Annotated in this window: 14 protein-coding genes and 1 riboswitch; of the genes, 10 read left to right on the top strand and 4 right to left on the bottom strand. The window is 40.8% G+C overall.

Features of this window, described 5'->3' with window-relative positions; all coding sequences use genetic code 11:
* Nucleotides 1–99 precede the first annotated feature (99 nt).
* Both AC0VYH_RS21860 and AC0VYH_RS21855 read left to right on the top strand, forming a co-directional pair.
* Nucleotides 100–2,370 carry a molybdopterin-dependent oxidoreductase gene (locus tag AC0VYH_RS21860; RefSeq protein ID WP_475373148.1) on the top strand — a complete coding sequence of 757 codons (2,271 nt, stop codon included), beginning with the start codon at nucleotides 100–102 and terminating at the stop codon, nucleotides 2,368–2,370.
* A complete protein-coding gene (locus AC0VYH_RS21855) occupies nucleotides 2,342–2,659 on the top strand; it encodes a DUF1330 domain-containing protein (protein ID WP_475373147.1) in 318 nt (105 codons plus the stop codon). The genes AC0VYH_RS21860 and AC0VYH_RS21855 overlap by 29 nt, the downstream gene beginning before the upstream one ends.
* Nucleotides 2,660–2,701: 42 nt before the next feature.
* Here AC0VYH_RS21855 and AC0VYH_RS21850 read toward each other — a convergent pair whose 3' ends face one another.
* Together AC0VYH_RS21850 and AC0VYH_RS21845 are read right to left on the bottom strand one after the other, a co-directional pair.
* The gene (locus AC0VYH_RS21850) at nucleotides 2,702–3,814 is read right to left on the bottom strand and encodes an NADH-dependent flavin oxidoreductase (protein ID WP_475373816.1); all 1,113 of its coding nucleotides are present in this window, start codon (nucleotides 3,812–3,814) and stop codon (nucleotides 2,702–2,704) included.
* Between the two features lie 153 nt (nucleotides 3,815–3,967).
* A complete protein-coding gene (locus AC0VYH_RS21845) occupies nucleotides 3,968–4,825 on the bottom strand; it encodes a MurR/RpiR family transcriptional regulator (RefSeq protein WP_194218202.1) in 858 nt (285 codons plus the stop codon).
* A gap of 154 nt (nucleotides 4,826–4,979) precedes the next feature.
* On the opposite strand from AC0VYH_RS21845, the gene gnd reads away from it, so the two are divergent.
* Both gnd and gntK read left to right on the top strand, forming a co-directional pair.
* On the top strand, nucleotides 4,980–5,879 hold the full coding sequence (gnd, locus tag AC0VYH_RS21840) for a phosphogluconate dehydrogenase (NAD(+)-dependent, decarboxylating) (protein WP_194218203.1): 900 nt from the start codon (nucleotides 4,980–4,982) through the stop codon (nucleotides 5,877–5,879).
* 208 nt (nucleotides 5,880–6,087) lie between these two features.
* Complete coding sequence (gntK, locus tag AC0VYH_RS21835) at nucleotides 6,088–7,620, top strand: gluconokinase (RefSeq protein ID WP_475373815.1); 1,533 nt, start codon at nucleotides 6,088–6,090, stop codon at nucleotides 7,618–7,620.
* A gap of 344 nt (nucleotides 7,621–7,964) precedes the next feature.
* On the opposite strand, the gene AC0VYH_RS21830 is transcribed toward gntK, so the two are convergent.
* On the bottom strand, nucleotides 7,965–8,450 hold the full coding sequence (locus tag AC0VYH_RS21830) for a CarD family transcriptional regulator (protein WP_194218204.1): 486 nt from the start codon (nucleotides 8,448–8,450) through the stop codon (nucleotides 7,965–7,967).
* A 173-nt stretch (nucleotides 8,451–8,623) separates the two neighbouring features.
* On the opposite strand from AC0VYH_RS21830, the gene AC0VYH_RS21825 reads away from it, so the two are divergent.
* Both AC0VYH_RS21825 and AC0VYH_RS21820 read left to right on the top strand, forming a co-directional pair.
* A complete protein-coding gene (locus AC0VYH_RS21825) occupies nucleotides 8,624–9,595 on the top strand; it encodes a Gfo/Idh/MocA family protein (RefSeq protein ID WP_475373146.1) in 972 nt (323 codons plus the stop codon).
* 66 nt (nucleotides 9,596–9,661) lie between these two features.
* Nucleotides 9,662–10,825: an iron-containing alcohol dehydrogenase gene (locus AC0VYH_RS21820; protein WP_194218205.1), complete on the top strand. Its 1,164-nt coding sequence runs from the start codon at nucleotides 9,662–9,664 to the stop codon at nucleotides 10,823–10,825.
* Nucleotides 10,826–10,872: 47 nt separating this feature from the next.
* Here the strand turns inward: AC0VYH_RS21820 and ade are convergent, their stop codons facing one another.
* Nucleotides 10,873–12,588 (bottom strand): adenine deaminase, encoded by a 1,716-nt coding sequence (ade, locus tag AC0VYH_RS21815; RefSeq protein ID WP_194218206.1) that lies wholly within the window; start codon nucleotides 12,586–12,588, stop codon nucleotides 10,873–10,875.
* Nucleotides 12,589–12,628: 40 nt separating this feature from the next.
* A riboswitch (purine riboswitch) is annotated at nucleotides 12,629–12,730 on the bottom strand.
* 208 nt (nucleotides 12,731–12,938) lie between these two features.
* Here ade and AC0VYH_RS21810 point away from each other — a divergent pair.
* The 4 genes from AC0VYH_RS21810 to AC0VYH_RS21795 all read left to right on the top strand — a co-directional run bounded on the left by AC0VYH_RS21810 (nucleotide 12,939) and on the right by AC0VYH_RS21795 (nucleotide 18,648).
* Nucleotides 12,939–14,600 (top strand): glycoside hydrolase family 13 protein, encoded by a 1,662-nt coding sequence (locus AC0VYH_RS21810; RefSeq protein ID WP_475373145.1) that lies wholly within the window; start codon nucleotides 12,939–12,941, stop codon nucleotides 14,598–14,600.
* A 216-nt stretch (nucleotides 14,601–14,816) separates the two neighbouring features.
* Nucleotides 14,817–15,299 carry a hypothetical protein gene (locus tag AC0VYH_RS21805; protein WP_194218208.1) on the top strand — a complete coding sequence of 161 codons (483 nt, stop codon included), beginning with the start codon at nucleotides 14,817–14,819 and terminating at the stop codon, nucleotides 15,297–15,299.
* 113 nt (nucleotides 15,300–15,412) lie between these two features.
* A complete protein-coding gene (locus AC0VYH_RS21800; RefSeq protein WP_475373144.1) occupies nucleotides 15,413–16,321 on the top strand; it encodes an HD-GYP domain-containing protein in 909 nt (302 codons plus the stop codon).
* Between the two features lie 164 nt (nucleotides 16,322–16,485).
* Entirely contained in the window at nucleotides 16,486–18,648 is a 2,163-nt protein-coding gene (locus tag AC0VYH_RS21795) for a DNA topoisomerase III (protein ID WP_475373143.1), read from the top strand.
* Nucleotides 18,649–18,986 lie beyond the last annotated feature (338 nt).

Below are 18,986 nucleotides of genomic sequence, written 5' to 3'. Positions count from 1 at the left end.
ACGGAATCCTTTTACTTTCCCTTGAATAGTGATGGAATTTTCAGTAAACTTTAAATACTAACCAGTTGGTATTTAAACGAACATAAGGAGGAATATGCGATGACCACTGCTGAGGAGAAGATTCACTACCGTACTTGCCCGCTCTGTGAAGCCACATGCGGCTTAGAAATTCACACGGTGAATGGAGAAGTAACGCATATTGAGGGTGATAAGAAAGATCCTTTCAGTAAGGGATATTTGTGCCCGAAAGGATTTAGTTTAAAAGAACTTCATCATGATCCAGAGCGCATTCGAGAGCCAATGATTCGAAAAGGAACAGAGTGGTTTACAGTAAGCTACGAGGAGGCTTTTAAGGAAGTTAGGAAAGGGCTTCGTCGTGTGATTGAAAAGTATGGTCGCGATGCAGTGGGCGTCTACCTCGGTAACCCTAATGTTCATAATCTCTCAGGTTTACTTTATTTACCTCTCTTTCTTCGTGCTCTCGGTAGTCGAAATCAATATTCAGCAAGCACAGTCGATCAGATTCCAAAGCAGCTAGCAGCTGAGTTTATGTATGGTAGTGATTTCAGTATACCGATCCCTGATATCGATCGAACACAGTATTTTCTTGTGATTGGAGCGAATCCAATTGTTTCAAATGGTAGCTTAATGACAGGACCAAATATGAGAGGAAGGCTGAAGGCATTACAAGATCGCGGTGGGCGTCTTGTTGTTGTTGATCCCATTCGTACAGCCACAGCTAAAGTAGCAGATGATCATCATTTTATTAAACCAGGAACAGATGGTTATTTTTTGTTTAGTATCCTCCATACGTTGTTTGATGAAAAGTTAGCGAAGGAAACTCACCTATCGGGTCATGTGAATGGACTTGAAACAGTGAAAGAGCTCGCGAAAGATTTTCCACCTGATAAGGTTGCTTCGATATGTGGTCTCGATTCAGAAACGATTCGCACCATTGCAAGGGATATTTCTTCCGCAACGTGTGCTGCTGTGTATGGAAGAATGGGGACATGTACACAAACATTTGGCACAGTAAATAGCTGGTTGATTGATGTGATCAATGTTGTGACAGGTAATCTTGATCGCGAAGGTGGTGTTATGTTCACAACTCCTGCAGCCGGTGGCAAGACATCTAAGAAAAAAGGCTACCGATTTGATCGCTTTAGAAGCAGAGTGAGCGAACTGCCAGAAGTACTCGGTGAGCTTCCAGTTGCGTGTTTAGCAGAAGAAATGGATACGCCAGGGGAAGGACAGATCCGTGCATTTGTAACTGTAGCTGGTAATCCTATCTTGTCAACACCAAATAGTAAGCGCTTACAAAACGGCATTGAAAATCTCGACTTTATGGTAAGCATTGACTGTTACCTGAATGAAACAACAAGAAATGCTAACGTGATTCTTCCAGCTCCTACACCACTTGAACGCTCACACTATGATCTTTCATTTTATCAACTGTCTGTTCGAAACATTTCTCACTACTCGCCTCCTGTTTTCGAAAAGAAAGAATCCCAGCTGGATGAGTGGGAAATCCTCCTAAAGCTTGCGACATTAGTTGGAGAAGAAGAGCCTGATGACAATGCAGCAGCGAAATTAGATGAGAAATCGATTCATTACCTCATTAAAAAAGACGTGCAAAATGAACAATCGCCCCTTTTCGACCAGGATCCGAAAGAGATTATTAGCGTCCTTGAGGGCAGAATTGGTCCAGAGAGAATGCTTGATTATATGCTTAGGTCAGGTCCTTATGGAGACCATTTCAAAAAGCAAGGTGGTTTAAGCCTAAATAAACTTGAACAAAACCCGCACGGAATTGATTTAGGAGCGTTAAAGCCAAGAATTCCTGAAGTATTACTGACTCACACAGGTAAGGTTGAGTTAGCCCCTGAAGTCATTGTAAAAGACGTGGCAAGGCTTAAAGAAGAATCGTCTGAACAAGTAGATATGGTATTGATCGGTCGAAGAAATTTACGATCAAACAATTCCTGGATGCATAATTTGCCTGTTCTTATGAAGGGGAAGGATCGCTGTACGTTATTGCTTCACCCAGAAGATGGCAAGCGACTTGACCTTCAAGATGGTGACCTCGCACAAGTTCTATCAGATACAGGTAGTCTTGAAGTAAATGTAGCATTAACAGAAGACATTATGCCTGGAGTAGGCAGCATCCCACATGGATATGGTCATAACCTAGATGGGACGAAAATGACGGTGGCTAAGGAAAATAAAGGCGTCAATACGAATATATTAAGTAATGAAAAAAGACTTGATGCTGTTTCAGGAACAGCTGTATTAAATGGTATACCGATTGTCGTTAGAAAAGCAAAAAGTGGGAGGAATGAACATGGCTTTGTACGCTCTGAATCTATTTAACGTAAAAGATGGAGAAGAATATGCTGAATACGCAAAAAGGGCAGAGGAGCCAGTACGTAAGTACGGAGGGAAGGTTGTTGCGATTGGGAAGCTACATTCATCACCAGAAGGGGATATCGAGCCGAGACAAGTGATGATGCTTGTTGAATGGGAATCCAAAGAAGGTATATACAAATATGTAAGTGATCCAGATCTTGAGGATTTGCATCCACATCGTGAGCTTGGAGTCGATGATTTTGTCTGGCATTTATTTGAGAAGTTAGAGAATTTGAGCCCCGTTCTAAAATGAGCAAAGCCCCCGCACTTTAAAACGCGGGGGCTTTGCTTTTTTCTATTCTTCGATTGGGAACCAGCCTGGTACGCTAAAAATGGCATTCCAAAGTGGATCAGGTAATACAAGTTCTTGCTGAGCGTCTTTTCGTAACGTCACTCGAATGCTATCTTCGTCACCGTTTTGAACTTTCTCAACCCAGTTCGGTTCCATAATCATTTCACGGCCAAGAGCGATAAGAGGTACACCAGTCTCAAGCGCTTCTTCCACTTCAACAGGGGTATGAAGTGAGCCGACACCAATGACAGGAACGTTGTGACCAATTCGTTCTTTAATCATCTCCATGCGTGGTGTAGCATCTTCTTCGCGCATTGAACCTTGATAGAAGTCGGATAGTGAAACGTGAACATAGTCCAAGTTCCGTGAAGCAAGTTCATCAACAAACTGAAGCGTATCATCCATTGAGATTCCAGGATTTTCGCGTTCTTCAGGTGAGATCCGATAGCCAAGAACGAAAGCGCCATTAGCATGTTTTTTGATTGCTTCCTGAACAGATTCTAGAACAGCTAATGGGAATTTCATACGATTTTCAAGGCTACCACCCCATGTGTCTTCTCTGCGGTTAGAATGCGGAGAAAAGAACTGTTGAAGAAGGTACGTATTGGCACCATGAAGCTCAACACCAACAAACCCAGCTTCGATAGCTCTTCGCGTTGCTTCGCCGAAAGCACGAATTGTTTCTTGAATTTCGTCTTCTGTCATTGCACGAGGAGTTTTCGAACCTTCTCGCTCAGCGGGTACAGCACTTGCGCTAAGAATTTCTTCATTCGGAACGAGCTCAGGAGGGCACATTCTACCTCCGTGGAATATTTGTAGAATCGCCTTTGCACCTTCTGCATGAATGGTGTCAGCTAATTTCTTCAAACCAGGAATCTGTTCATCACGGTTAGCGCCAATTTCACCAGCAAAGCCTTTCCCGTGTGGGAGCACATAAGCACATGCCGTAATAACTGCGCCAACTCCACCAGAACGCTTTTCATAATAAGCAAGCTCTTGTGCGGATACTGTACCATCATCATTTGATAAGAAGTTTGTCATTGGAGCAAGCATGACACGGTTTTTTAATTCTACGCCAGAAGGTAGAGTATAAGATTGAAGCATTTTTCGATTCATAGTCATTGTTGTCCTCCTTTTAATACACGTACTGTAATTCCAACTCTTACAGTTTAGCATGACAGCTTATTTCTTGTCTTTCAAAGTGCTTTTATGATGTGTCAGTAAAACCTATAAAAAAACCCGCCAATGATGGCGGATTTTAGTATGAGGCTATATTCGTTTAGAAGAGATTGCCTCTCGCATAAGCTGAAGAGAGTGCTTAGATTTTTCTTTTCGAGCGATCATGACGTTCACATAAAGCGCATCAACGAGACTTAGCTGTGCAATTCTTGATGCGAGCGCTTCAGAGCGGAAATCGGTTTCTTGTGAAACAGTATAAAGAGGAATATCAACTTTTTTACTTAGTGGAGATGTCGCCAGGTTTGTGATGGCGATCGTCGTTGCACCTGTTTCTTTTGCGATGTCAGCTACACGAAGCATATCTTTGTTCGTTCCAGAATGAGAAATTAAGACAGCCACATCGCTACTTGATAGCTGAGAAGCGGACATGATTTGTAAATGTGCATCACTGTATGAGGTTGAGCGTAATCCTGTTCGAATAAACTTATGCTGGGCGTCCATCGCAATAATCCCAGAACCACCATTTCCGTAGAATTCAATATGAGTTGCATTTAATAAAATCTGCACAGCTTGATCAATGGTTGCATTATCGAGTATGTGATACGTATCTTCAAGCGTTCGTATGTTGGAACGGAGGACCTTTTCTGCTACCTCTTTCGTTGAATCCGTTTCTGTGATGGTCTCATGGATATCCTGAATGGGATTCACGATTTCCGCAGCAAGGGCAATTTTCATCGCTTGAAAGCCTTTAAAGCCAATTCGCTTACAAAAGCGGAAAACGGTTGCATCTGCAACGTTTAAATCTTCTGCCACCTGATTAATGGTACTATGGATAATTTTATTAGAATGGTTCAAAATATAATCCGCCACCTGTCGTTCTTTTTCGCTAAATTGCGAATAGGAAGAGCGAATTCTTGGAAGGCAGTGACGGGTTTCCGTATCGGACATTTACATTCTCCTCTCTATCACTCCTGATTGTATAATTGTAACCGATTACAATTAAGATGAAAATAGATTCCACTCAACCAATTGAAACAAAAAATATTTAATGTATAATTAAATTATAGGAAAAAATATTTCATTCACTTAAGGAGTTTTTAATATGAACGTCGGATTAATTGGTTTAGGTAAAATGGGATACAACCTTGCTTTAAACTTACGTGATCATGGACATAACGTTGTTGTACATGATGCCAATGATGAGCAAGTACAAAAAATGAACGAAGAAGGTTTTAATGGTAAGTCTTCTCTTAAGGACGTTGTAGAATCGCTAGAAACGCCTCGTATTCTTTGGATGATGGTTCCTGCAGGTGAGATTACTCAAGCTGTGACAACAGAATTGTCGACACTTCTTGATCGTGGTGACATTGTCATTGATGGAGGAAACTCTCACTACAAAGATTCAAAAAGCCGAGGTGAGATGCTCCTAGAAAAGGGAATTTCTTTCTTTGATGTTGGGACAAGCGGTGGTAAGTCAGGAGCTCGTAATGGCGCTTGTACAATGATTGGTGGAGATAGCGAAGTTTTCAAAACGATCGAACCACTGTTTAAAGATATTTGTGTTGAAGATGGTTACCTTTATGCCGGAGAATCAGGTAGTGGACACTTCCTAAAAATGGTTCATAACGGCGTGGAATACGGTATGATGCAGTCCATTGCAGAAGGCTTTGATCTATTAAGCAAAAGCGAATATGATTTCGACTACGAGAAAGTGGCGCGCGTATGGAACAACGGTTCTGTTATTCGCTCATGGTTAATGGAATTAACAGAGCAGGCATTCTCTAAAGATGCTAACCTAGATGAGATTCGTGGTGTTATGAACTCTTCAGGTGAAGGGAAATGGACAGTAGAAACAGCTCTTGATCTTCAGACAGCAACGCCTGTTATTGCTCTTGCATTAATGATGCGCTATCGTTCTTTAGAAGACGATACATTTACAGGTAAAGTTGTAGCTGCGCTTCGCAATGAGTTCGGCGGTCACGCAACTGAAAAAAGCAATTAATTTGGAAGATAAAGGAGGAAGCATGTTTGTATAAACATGCTTCCTGATCTTTTCTTACCAAAACATCTTGCGTTAATTGAACGCGCTTACAGATCTTCATCATAGGCAAGTTCGTAATAAGGACTACGAAAAGCTATACTAGTCAGTGAATAGGTCAATTACAATTACGATGTAGGAGGAATGGCTCATGACGATGAACAAGCAATACATGATCGGTGTAGATATCGGTACGACGAGTACAAAAGCCGTTCTATATAAAGAAAATGGGCAACCCGTTTCAAAACATAATGTGGAATATCCATTGTATACACCAACACCAGCAACAGCTGAGCAAGATCCTGAAGAAATTTTGTTAGCTGTAGTAGAGTCGATTCGAAAAGTGATTCAAGATAACTCATTAAAAGGGGAACAAGTAAAATTTGTTTCATTTAGCTCAGCGATGCACAGTTTAATTGGGGTAGATGAAAAAGGAAAACCACTTACAAACTGTATTACGTGGGCAGATAATCGAAGTGCGAAGTGGGCAGAGAAAATAAAAAATGAGATGGACGGTCATGAAATTTACCGCCGCACAGGAACGCCTATTCATCCAATGTCTCCCCTGTCCAAGCTTGTTTGGCTAAAAAATGATGAAACAGAATTGTTTCAGTCAATATCAAAGTTTATTTCCATTAAAGAATATGTTTTCTACCGCTTTTTCCAGGAGTATGTCATTGATTATTCCATTGCTTCAGCAACAGGATTATTTAATTTGGAGCAGCTCGACTGGGACGATGATGCGTTAAAAATCGCTGGAGTGACAGCAGATCAGCTATCAAAACCCGTTTCAACTACTCATATGATGAGTGGTTTAAAAGCGCCGTATATTGAAGAGACAGGATTAACTTCTTCAACGAACTTTATAGTTGGTGCAAGTGATGGTGTGCTTTCAAACCTTGGCGTTAACGCAATTGAACCAGGTGTCGTTGCTGTAACAATTGGAACAAGCGGAGCGATTCGAGCGGTAACAGATCGCCCTGTAACAGACCCTAAAGGACGAATTTTCTGCTATGCATTAACAGAAGATAAATGGGTAGTTGGCGGCCCTGTGAATAATGGAGGAATCACATTCCGCTGGGTTCGTGATCAATTCGCCGCATCCGAAACAGAAACGGCGAAACGACTTGGGATTGATACGTATGAAATCCTAACAAGAATTGCAGAGCAGGTTAACCCAGGTGCCGATGGACTTCTCTTCCATCCTTATCTTGCGGGTGAACGTGCACCACTATGGAATTCCGATGCACGCGGAAGCTTCTTTGGTCTTGCCATGCACCATAAAAAAGAACATATGATTCGAGCAGTACTAGAAGGCGTAATTTATAACTTATATAGCGTTCTTCTTGCATTAGAAGAACTAATCGGAGAGCCTAAACAAATTAAAGCAACAGGCGGCTTTGCACGATCCGCACTATGGCGTCAGATGATGGCTGATATCTTTAACCAAGAAGTAACCGTTCCAGAAAGCTACGAAAGCTCCTGCCTCGGTGCAATCGTTCTCGGTAAAAAAGCACTCGGCGAAATCGATTCACTAAGCATCGTATCCGACCTCGTCGGAGACACATTCAGCCATCAACCCAAAAAAGAAAACGTAGAAACCTACGCCGAACTACTACCAATCTACATCAGAATCTCAAGAAAACTAACCGAAGAATACACAGCCATAGCCAACTACCAAAATAAAAAATTGGGGAAAAACTAAAGCGGAAACACACCGTTTAGGACCGGCAGGCGCTGGAGCCTTTCAATATGAACACGTTTTTTGTGTTCAGGTTGAATGGTGAAGCGACCGAGGTTCTGGTGTGTTGTAGCTGGATGAAACTAAAGCGGCAAAACCCCGTTTAGACCCGGCAGACACTGGAGCCTTTCAAAATGAACACGTCCTTTGTGTTCAGGTTGAAAGGTGAAGTGGCCGAGGTTCTGGTGTGTTGTAGCTGGATGAAACTAAAGCGGCAAAACCCCGTTTAGACCCGTCAGACACTGGAGCCTTTCAACGCCACACAAAAAGACAGCCCGATTGGGCTGTCTTTTGTTATCCATCGAGCATTAATGCTTAATGGCTTCCTTCAATATTACCGTTGCTTGATCTAACTCGACGTCTTTCGTCAAAACGATCTCGCTTATGAGAAACTGCTGGGCATTCTCCAGTAGTTTTTTATCGTCAGTTCCGAGCGGTCTTTTCTTGTTAAGGGCAACGAGCTCACGGATCACTTCCACGTGATTGTGGATGTCTCCCGTTTTAAGCTTGTTCATATTATCCCGGTAACGCTGGTTCCTATTAGCACTGGGCTCTTCTACGTCAACTTCTTCATTAAAAGAAGTTAGCACTTCGTCCATCGTACTGACATCAGACACTTCACGAATCTTCAGGTTTTCCGTCTTACCTTTTGGAATCATCACCTGAATATCACGAAAAGGCATATTAAGAATATAATAGATCTGAGTTTCGCCCAGTATTTCTTTTTCCTCAATTGCTTCGACTATACCTGCACCGTACATGGGATAAAAAATCTTATCGCCTACCTCAAACAAGCGCCCACCCCCAAATTTATAAATTATAGCACATCTACTATTATAACATAAACAATTAATTTGTACGAATGTAATATTTTTTTCGTTGTAGCGGTATGTTTGATTGATCAGTGTAAACTCCATTACAATAATAGACATATATGGGTTTAACTAATAATGGAGGCGTTTACAAAATGAGGATTGGAATGATTAGTTTCTGGCACGTTCATGCAAAAGATTATGCCAAAGAGTCGCAGATTCACCCTGATACAGATATAAAAGCGATCTGGGATGAGAACGAAGAACGTGGAAGAAAAGAAGCGCAGGAAAGAGCGGTGGAGTACATAAGTGATCTAGACGTCCTTCTTAATCGAGAAGATATCGATGCTGTTGTAGTGAGCTCACCTACAAACATGCATAAGGAGATCATCATTCGAGCAGCGAGGGCAGGAAAGCATATCTTTACTGAAAAAGTCCTAGCGGCTAAAGAAAATGAGGCGCTGGAGATTCTAGAAGCGGTGAATGAGACTGGGGTAAAGTTATTTGTTTCTTTGCCCCGCGTTTATGATGGTTATACGGAAGCTATTCAGCAGTTGATTGAATCAGGTGATCTTGGCGACATCACACAGACACGTGTACGCCTTGCTCATAATGGAGCGACTGCTGATTGGCTTCCACAGCATTTCTATCAGAAAGAAGAGTGTCAGGGCGGAGCATTAATCGACCTTGGCTGTCATCCAGTGTACTTAACGAGGCTATTCCAAGGAATGCCGCAACGTGTCACAGCTCAGTTCGGTTATGTAACAGAGAAAGAAGTAGAGGACCAGGCTGTCGTGACATTTGGATATCAAAGCGGTTCCTACGGTATTGCAGAAACAGGGTTTGTAAATGATCACTCCCCATTTACCATTGAAATAAATGGCACTAAAGGATCAGCGGTATATGGCATGCCAGAGAAGGTTTTACTAAAGAAAGTATCTGATCAGTGGGAAGAGGTAGCGGTTCCAGATGACCGCCCATCCCCATTCTTTCAGTGGATCGACCACATTCAAAAGGATATCAAAACTGATGAAAACCTAGGACTTGCCCTTGAATTAACAGTGCTGATGGAGGCTGCTTATCGTGCGGAGGAGCAAAGACGTGAAGTCGTCGTCACTAACCGATAGTTTAACGTACGTTTTTAGGAAGTGAATGTGTTACACTAACTTCGACTAACGATAATGAGGTGTCTTATGAATACATTTTTACAATACAATCCAACTCGTCTTTATTTCGGGAAAGATCAGATCACTCAATTGCAAGGTGAACTTAAATATGGTGCGAAAGTTCTTGTTGTATATGGTGGAGGAAGTATTAAACGAAACGGCGTATATGATGCTGTCATGTCAGAACTTAAAAAAGTAAATGCAGAGGTGCATGAGCTTTCTGGTGTTGAACCAAACCCACGTTTAACAACAGTTGAGAAAGGTTCTGCCATTTGTAAGAAAGAAGGAATCGACTTCCTTCTAGCCGTTGGTGGTGGCAGTGTAATTGACTGTACGAAAGCGATCGCGGCAGGTGCCCATTACGAAGGTTCTGCATGGGATTTAATCACGCAGAAGGAGCCGATTGAATCAGCTCTCCCATTTGGTACGGTATTAACCCTTGCTGCAACTGGATCTGAGATGAATTCAGTTTCAGTTATTACAAATTGGGAAACAAAAGAGAAGCTCGGTTGGGGTTCTCCTCATGTATTTCCGACGTTTTCGGTACTAGACCCTACTTATACATTCTCGGTTCCGGAGAATCAAACGGTGTATGGCATTGTTGACAGTATGTCACATGCGCTAGAGCATTACTTCCATCGTACAAACAATACACCAATGATCGATGGATTTATTGAATCACTTCTTCGCACGGCAATTCAAACTGGTCCTAAGCTACTAAATGATCTTGAATCATATGAACATCGTGAAACGATGATGTACATTAGTACAACAGCCTTTAACGGAACATTAAGTAATGGTACAGATGGTGGGGACTGGGCAACACATCGAATCGAGCATGCGGTATCTGCTGTTTACGATATTCCTCACGGAGGCGGATTGGCGATTCTATTCCCGAACTGGTTAGAACATGTTCTTAAAGAAGATCCTTCCCGCGTGAAACAGCTAGCGGTAAACGTTCTTGGCGTTTCATCAGAAGGGAAAAGTGATCAAGAAGTAGCAGTTGAAGGGGCGAAAGCGCTTCGTGAGTTCTGGAATTCACTTGGCGCTCCATCACGTCTTGCTGATTACGAAATTGACGATGCTGAATTTGATGGTATGGTTGAGAAAACATTTATTAAGCCAGGCGTTGGCACTTATAAAGAACTGGATCGTGAGAGCGTTCGAGATATTTTACAACGTTCTCTATAATTCAAAAGCAGCATGGCGATTTTGCCATGCTGCTTTCTTCATATCGTCTATTCATCTATATTAATATGGCGAAACTCTCCTACATGAAAAAGTCCGAGGTCCGTTAATTTTAGCTCCGGAATAACAGGGAGGCTTAAAAACGAAAGGGTAAGAAAAGGATTGAAGTGATCTGGAGCACCAATTTCCTTTAATGCTTTTTCGATTTCTTCAAGTTCCTCTATGACAGTAGGATAGTCTTTATCCGAAAGTAGTCCAGCTATTGGCAGCGGTAGCTTACCAATCACTTTCTTTCCTCGAATAACAGCCAACCCACCTTGCATTTCCTGAATGACTTCTGCAGCCTTAATCATGTCTTCATCGTTCGTTCCTGCCATAATTAAGTTGTGCGAATCATGACCGACGGTTGTTGCTATTGCCCCATCATGAAATTGAAAACCTTTCACAACCCCAAGGCCAATGTTGCCTGTATGATGATGGCGCTCAATCACAGCCAGCTTCATAAGGTCTTTTCTAGAACAAGAAACAAACCCACCATTTTCATCATGATCAACCGTTAATTTTCTGGCCTTTGTAACTATTTGATTAGGAATGAGTTCAATAACATTCGCTTCTTCCTTCGAAACGGCTAGTTTCAGGTGATCTTTTCTTAGTGTGGGGAGATGAACAGAGCTTGTAATCCGATTCGAAGGAGTAACCTTTGCTCCCATTTTTGTCTTTCCAGACTCTGCAACAAGTTCTCCAGCACGATAAACATGAGAGATAGAAAAGGACTCAATGTCATCGAGCATAAGAAAATCAGCATCAAGGCCAGGCGCAATAGCCCCTTTCGTTGATAACCCAAAACATTCAGCCACATTTAATGATGCCATTTGAATGGCTAGAAGTGGATCTACCCCTTCTTGAATAGCAAGTCGAATATTATGATCGACGCTTCCTTCATTGATCAGGTCATCGATATGTTTATCGTCTGTACAAAACATGAATCTTCTAGCATTTCGTTCAGTTACAGCGGGAATGAGTTGTTTTAAGTTTTTGGCTACGGACCCTTCGCGAATGAATACATACATCCCACGTTTTATCCGCTCGAGCGCTTCTTCAGCCGTGATGCATTCATGATCCGTCGTAATTCCTGCCGATTTATAAATGTTTAGAGCATTGGAATGGAGCCCAGCGGCATGTCCGTCTATTTTCTTGTTTTGTGCATCGAATAACTTTTGCATCATAGAAGGTGAAGTATGAGCGACTGAAGGATAATCCATCACTTCAGCTAGGCCAAGGACGCGGCTGTGCTCATAGAAAGGTTTGAGATCTTCGGCAGAAAGGGTGGCGCCTGAATTCTCAAAGGAGGTAGAAGGCACACTTGAGGGAAGCATAAAGAATATATCCATCGGAACGTTTTCAGAATCCTGAAGCATATAAGAGATACCTTCGGATCCGCAGACATTCGCTATCTCATGGGGGTCAGTGACAATTGTCGTCACTCCACAAGGAAGAACAGCATTGGCGAATTCGGAAGGGGTGACCATTGCGGATTCGATATGAACATGAGCATCGATTAGTGATGGTACGATGTATTTCCCATCCGCATCAATAATATGATGACCTTCGAAATCTCCAAGTCCAGCAATCACACCATCAACAATAGCTACATCTGTCTTAATCAGCTCTAGGTTGTAACTATCTAATACAATTCCATTTTTAATCACAAGATCTGCAGGGCGTTTCCCCGCAGCTGCTTGAACTCTTCTGGTTAACTTCTCCATTATTATTCTCCTCTCATTTAGACAGAGGATGACATATTCACATTGCCAGAATTGTCATCGTAGTCAAACCATTTACGGTAGTTTGGTAGAAACCTTTGGACCTTATCTCCAAATTTATACGAAACCTGGTACGCATTATTAGCGTATTCTATAGATCTCTTGAACTCTCGTCAATAGCATCTGTCATCATCTCGAAAAAATACTTTCATATTCATATTGATAAATGGGTGGAATACAAGTAAACTACAAGTAAGAACATCTAAATAGACAAAAGAAAGCGTTTTTTTATCGAAAATTAGGCAAACGTTTGCACTTTACTAACTTTAACTAAAAGATGAGGGTGTAGAGACATGAATAGAATCTGGTGGAAAGAAGCAGTAGGCTATCAAATTTATCCTCGTAGCTTCCAGGATTCAAATGGTGATGGTATAGGTGATTTACAAGGGGTTATTCAAAGACTCGATTATATAAAAAATCTTGGCATTGATGTGATTTGGATTTGTCCCATGTACAAATCTCCAAACGATGACAATGGATACGACATTTCTGATTATCAGGATATAATGGAAGATTTCGGTACAATGAAAGATTTTGATGCGCTTCTAGAGGAAGTGCATAAGCGAGATATGAAGCTGATTATTGATCTCGTATTGAATCACACAAGTGATGAGCATCAATGGTTTATCGAGTCACGGTCCTCGAAGGAAGATCCGAAGCGTGATTGGTATATTTGGCGTGACGGTAAGAATGGCAAAGAACCGAATAACTGGGAAAGTATCTTTGGCGGCTCAGCATGGGAATACGATAGGAAAACAGATCAGTACTATCTCCATGTTTTCTCAACAAAGCAGCCGGATGTAAATTGGGAAAATCCCGCTGTTCGTGGAGCGCTTTATGATGCGGTGAATTGGTGGCTTGATAAGGGGATTGATGGTTTCCGTATTGATGCCATTAGTCACATTAAAAAACGCCCAGGATTCCCGGATATGCCCAATCCTGCAAATGAAAAATACGTCTCTTCCTTTGATATGCATATGAATCAGAAGGGTATTCAAGAATTTCTTCAAGAATTTAAGGATGAAACGTATTCTAATTATGACGTGATGACGGTTGGAGAAGCCAACGGCGTAAGCATTGATGAAGCTGATCAATGGGTCGACGAAAAAAATGGGAAAATGAATATGATTTTTCAATTTGAGCATCTTGGATTATGGGATGCAGTAGATAAACCTGAACTTGATATCGTATCTCTCAAGTCAGTGCTGACACGCTGGCAGAAAGGGCTTGAAAACAAAGGATGGAATGCATTGTTTGTTGAGAACCATGATAAGCCACGTGTAGTATCAACATGGGGGAACGACAAGGAATACTGGCGAGAAAGTGCGACTTCAATGGGAGCGATGTACTTCCTCATGCAAGGAACGCCTTTCATTTATCAGGGACAGGAAATCGGCATGACAAATGTTCAATACCCTTCTATTGAAGATTATGACGATGTTGCAGATAAAAATCGCTATCGCATCCAACGTGAAGCTGGTGTATCACACGAATCGATCATGAAAGTAATTTGGGCTTCTTCTCGTGATAATAGTCGCACACCAATGCAGTGGAACAGCGACTATAATGCTGGGTTTTCTTCAGGGACCCCTTGGCTAAAAGTCAATCCGAATTTTGTAGATATTAATGTACAAAAGCAAGAGAATGATGCCAACTCTATTCTAACTTTCTACAAAAAAATGATTCAGCTGAAGAAAGAAAACCTAGTTTTCACTTACGGGACCTATGATTTGCTTCTTGAAAAGCATCCGCAGCTTTATGCCTATACGAGAACAACAGAAGAAGATCAAGTTCTTGTTGTGACGAACCTATCAATAGAGCCAGCTGTATTTGAAACAAGACTGGTTCTAAAGCAAGATCAATTGCTTCTGAATAACTATCCTGTTGTGCAAGAAGTAAATGATTCGATCAATTTAAAGCCTTATGAAGCGAGAGTTTATCGAATAAATCGCTAATACAGACAGCCGATTCAATCGGCTGTTTATTTATTTTGTAGAAATTATTTACATTTATAAACGATAAATGTAATCTAATAATTTCCAAAAACGTCGAATAAAGAGGGTAAAAAAGAATAGATTTCTTGAAAAATTTACCGTATAGTGTTGATTAGTGGGAAGTATGACCCAATTCTATCTTTTCACAGAATACGAGTTTACTAGGGGAGGATTAAAATGAAAAAGTTAATCGTAGCTTTATTCTCAGTAGTTGCACTATTTATGTTCATGGGTACTGGAACTTTTGCAGCAGAAAATGATCACAGTGATATTTTACAGAAAATTGAAGAAACAAATGTTAAGATTGAAGAAGAGATTCAAACAGCACAGGTTAAAGGTAACAAACTATTGTCAACGCTTTCTCTTGAAACAACTAAGCTTGATGCAACACTCGCTACCGCTCGTCAGGATGGGAAATCAGACGCTGAAATTGCTAAGATTGAGAAAGAAGTAAAGACTAAGAAAGCTGAACTTACTTCTAAATACAATCAAGAACTTGATAAACTAATTGACAATCTAATTGATAAAACAAACAAAATGACTGCAGACATGATTGCAGAAGCTGCTAAAGAGGGCATTCAGGCTGAATGTTCATGGGTGTACGTACAAATTGGAGACCGCTGGGTATGGGTTGATCCGATTCAAGTAGTGGGTCCATGATATAAAAAGGTTGGTACACTTGAACCTGAAGTGTACCTTTTATTTGATTTTTAGGTATTATATAATAGATTTACGTGTATTATTTGGCTTTTTATTCAAAGGGGAGATAAGATTTGGAAGGATTGGAGTTTCGCCGTAAAAATGAATCTTTAGATAAAGCTGAGCAAGAGTCTGCATCTTTAAGTCTTTTAGCTAAAGGTGCTGGCTTGGAAATAATGGAACATAAAATTAAAGCCAAGACAGCATTTTATCTATACCCTGCCAAAACATATGAAACCTTTGAATTTTTTTATATAATTGATGGGGAGATATTCAGTGAAGATTTAAACATCAGATTAACTCGAGGAGATTATTTTACAGTTAGAGGTTTGTATGAACTTGTCTTTTTTGATGTAATCAAAGAAGTTACTTTTTTATGGGTAATAAATGAAGCTACATTCCGATTCCTAAGTGAAAAGATAGTAAAACTCATATCGAATGTTAAAAGTGTTGGTGAAAAAGATAGATATACAAAGGAACACAGTGAAAGAGTTCAGAGTATGAGTATTAAAGTAAGTAAAAAAATGCATTTAACGCCAGAAGACACTGATAATCTGATAGTTGCATCAATCCTCCATGACGTTGGTAAAATTAACGTACCTGAAGAAATTCTTAATAAACCGGGCGGTCTTACAGACGAGGAGTATGACATTATAAAAAAGCATCCTACCGATGGTGCAGAAATGGTACAAGATACGTATTATGCTGATATTAGCACGATCATTAGACAGCATCATGAGCGAATTAACGGATCTGGTTACCCTGATGGCCTTAAAGGTGATGAGATAACGATTGGCGCAAAAATTATTGGAGTCTGCGATTCCTATGACGCGATGACAGACGATCGTTCTTATCGAAAAGCGTATACGCCAGAATATGCCATGAATGAATTAAAGCGTCTTTCAGGTGTCTTATATGACGCAGAAGTCGTTGATGCTCTTGAAGAGGTTTTAATTGAAGATGGCATACTTAATAAGGTTTAACAAAAGGGGAGATGGGATAACATCTTCTTTTTTTGTATGTTCATCTATCTTCTACAAATTTTATAGTGAAAGAAACAGTATGATATTTCCATTGTTTCACGTGTAACATCGAAGCTGGTATGATAGTAAATAGAAAAGAATCGATATTTGAGGAGATTGGTATTGTGGGTAAACAGCTTATTCTTGCAGAAAAACCCTCTGTTGGACGTGATATTGCGAGGGTATTGAATTGTACAAAAGGTGGAAATGGTTTTCTTGAAGGAGACCGTTATATCGTCACATGGGCGCTTGGTCATCTTGTGACACTAGCTGATCCAGAAGTTTATGATGAAGCATACAAGACGTGGAAGCTAGAGGACTTACCGATGCTTCCTGCCCCACTGAAGCTAGTTGTTATTAAAAGAAGTGGGAAGCAATTTAGCGTTGTAAAAACGCAAATGAATCGGAAAGATGTTAGCGAAATTGTCATTGCCACTGATGCGGGACGAGAAGGGGAGCTTGTGGCACGATGGATTATTGAAAAAGCACGTGTCCAAAAACCGTTAAAAAGACTTTGGATTTCTTCTGTAACGGATAAAGCGATTCGTGATGGTTTTAAGAATTTGAAAGAGGCAAATCAGTACAAGAACCTATACCAGGCAGCTGCAGCTAGGTCTGAAGCGGATTGGTATGTAGGTCTTAATGCGACTCGAGCGCTTACGACAAAATACAATGCACAGCTTTCTAGTGGCAGAGTACAAACACCAACGCTTTCGATTATTGCAAAGCGAGAGGAAGAAATAAAAGCCTTTGAACCTGAACGCTATTATGGGATTTCTGCTGTTGTGGATGGTTTTACATTAACTTATCGCGATGCGAAATCGAATGATTCGCGGGTATTTGATCGAGACAGAATAGATACTTACCTAAAGAATTTATCGGGCAAACCAGCTCAGATTGAAGAAGTGAAAAAAGCAAAGAAAAATACGTTCGCTCCAGGTTTATATGATTTAACGGAGCTACAGAGAGACGCTCATAAACGCTATGGTTTCTCTGCAAAGGAAACTCTTTCAGCTACACAACGACTGTACGAGCAGCATAAGCTCGTCACATATCCTCGAACAGATTCTCGCTTTTTGTCTTCTGATATGAAGGATACGTTAAAAGAACGACTAGAAGCAGTGGCACCTTATGAGAAAACGGCTCGAAAAGTACTTGGGAACCCAATTCAAACTGGAAAGCACATTGTTGACGATCGAAAAGTTTCTGATCATCATGCCATTATTCCTACGGAGCAAACACCCATTATTCGCGAGCTTAGCGATAAGGATCGTAAGGTTTATGATCTCATAGTAAAGCGATTTGTTGCAGCACTATACTCTCCATTTGAATACGAACAAGTCACGATTGTTGCGAAGATTGGCCAAGAGCGTTTTGATGCGAAAGGCAAACGTGTTCTTTCAGCCGGTTGGAAAGAAGTTTACGATACTGAAGAAGAGGATGTCATTCTTCCAGAGCTAAAAGAAAAACAGGAACTTCGCGTTCTTTCTCTTACAAGAACAGAAGGGAAAACAAATCCGCCGTCTCGTTTTAACGAAGGAACTCTTTTAACTGCAATGGAGAAGCCAGCTCAATTTCTTGGTAATCAGGATAAGAAGCTAGCCCAAACACTTGGTGAGACAGGCGGGCTAGGAACCGTTGCAACGCGTGCAGATATTATTGAGAAATTATTTAATAGCTTTTTGATTGAAAAGAATGGCAAAGACTTAACAATTACATCTAAAGGAAAGCAATTGTTAGACATTGTCCCAGACGAATTACAATCCCCGGCTCTAACGGCAGAATGGGAACAAAAGCTTGAAGCGATTGGAAAAGGCGAACTATCGAAGCAGGCATTTATTGAAGAGATGAAGGCTTACGCAAATGAAACTGTTCAGAAGATCAAATCAAGTACGAAGAAATATAAGCACGATAACGTGACGGGAACCAAATGCCCCGACTGTGGGAATTTAATGCTCGAAGTGAAAAGTAAGAAGGGGAAAATGCTCGTTTGTCAGGACCGAGAATGTGGGTACCGTAAAGGTAAAAGTAAAGTAACGAATGCTAGATGCCCTAAGTGTAAGAAAAAGCTCGAGCTTCATGGACAGGGAGACGCACAGACATTTATATGTAAGTGCGGTCATCGTGAAAAGCTATCGACGTTTAATGAACGACGAAAAAAGGAAAAGAATACCAAAGCAACAAAGAAAGACGTATCAAAATATATGAAAAACCAAGGCCAGGATGAACCAGTTAATACCGCTCTTGCTGATGCTTTAGCGAAATTAAAACTTGATCAAGATAAATAACAGGAAGCAGGGGGACCTGCTTCTTTTTTCATACCGATGTTATTCTTGTAATGAGAAAATAATAAAGTGTGGAAATGGGTTCGTTTTGTAGATTGAAGGGTAATACTCCATTCACAACACATACCTTGTCATTGGGGATTGATTGGATAGAAAAGAGTAGATAGTTGCCTTGAAGCGGTGATTACGTATAAAATGACGGCAGGTAATAGATGTTTCCTTCTTTTTTACTAATATCTACAAATTTGAGCATATTTTCAAACATTTCTGTTCACTTCGATTATAGTGAAGTTATATACAAAGGACAGAATAGAAATGAAGAACTAGCAGTTGTTAAACAT

The organism is Anaerobacillus sp. QJM3NY_32 (assembly GCF_056173645.1).
This window is presented reverse-complemented; position numbering and strand designations above follow the sequence as displayed.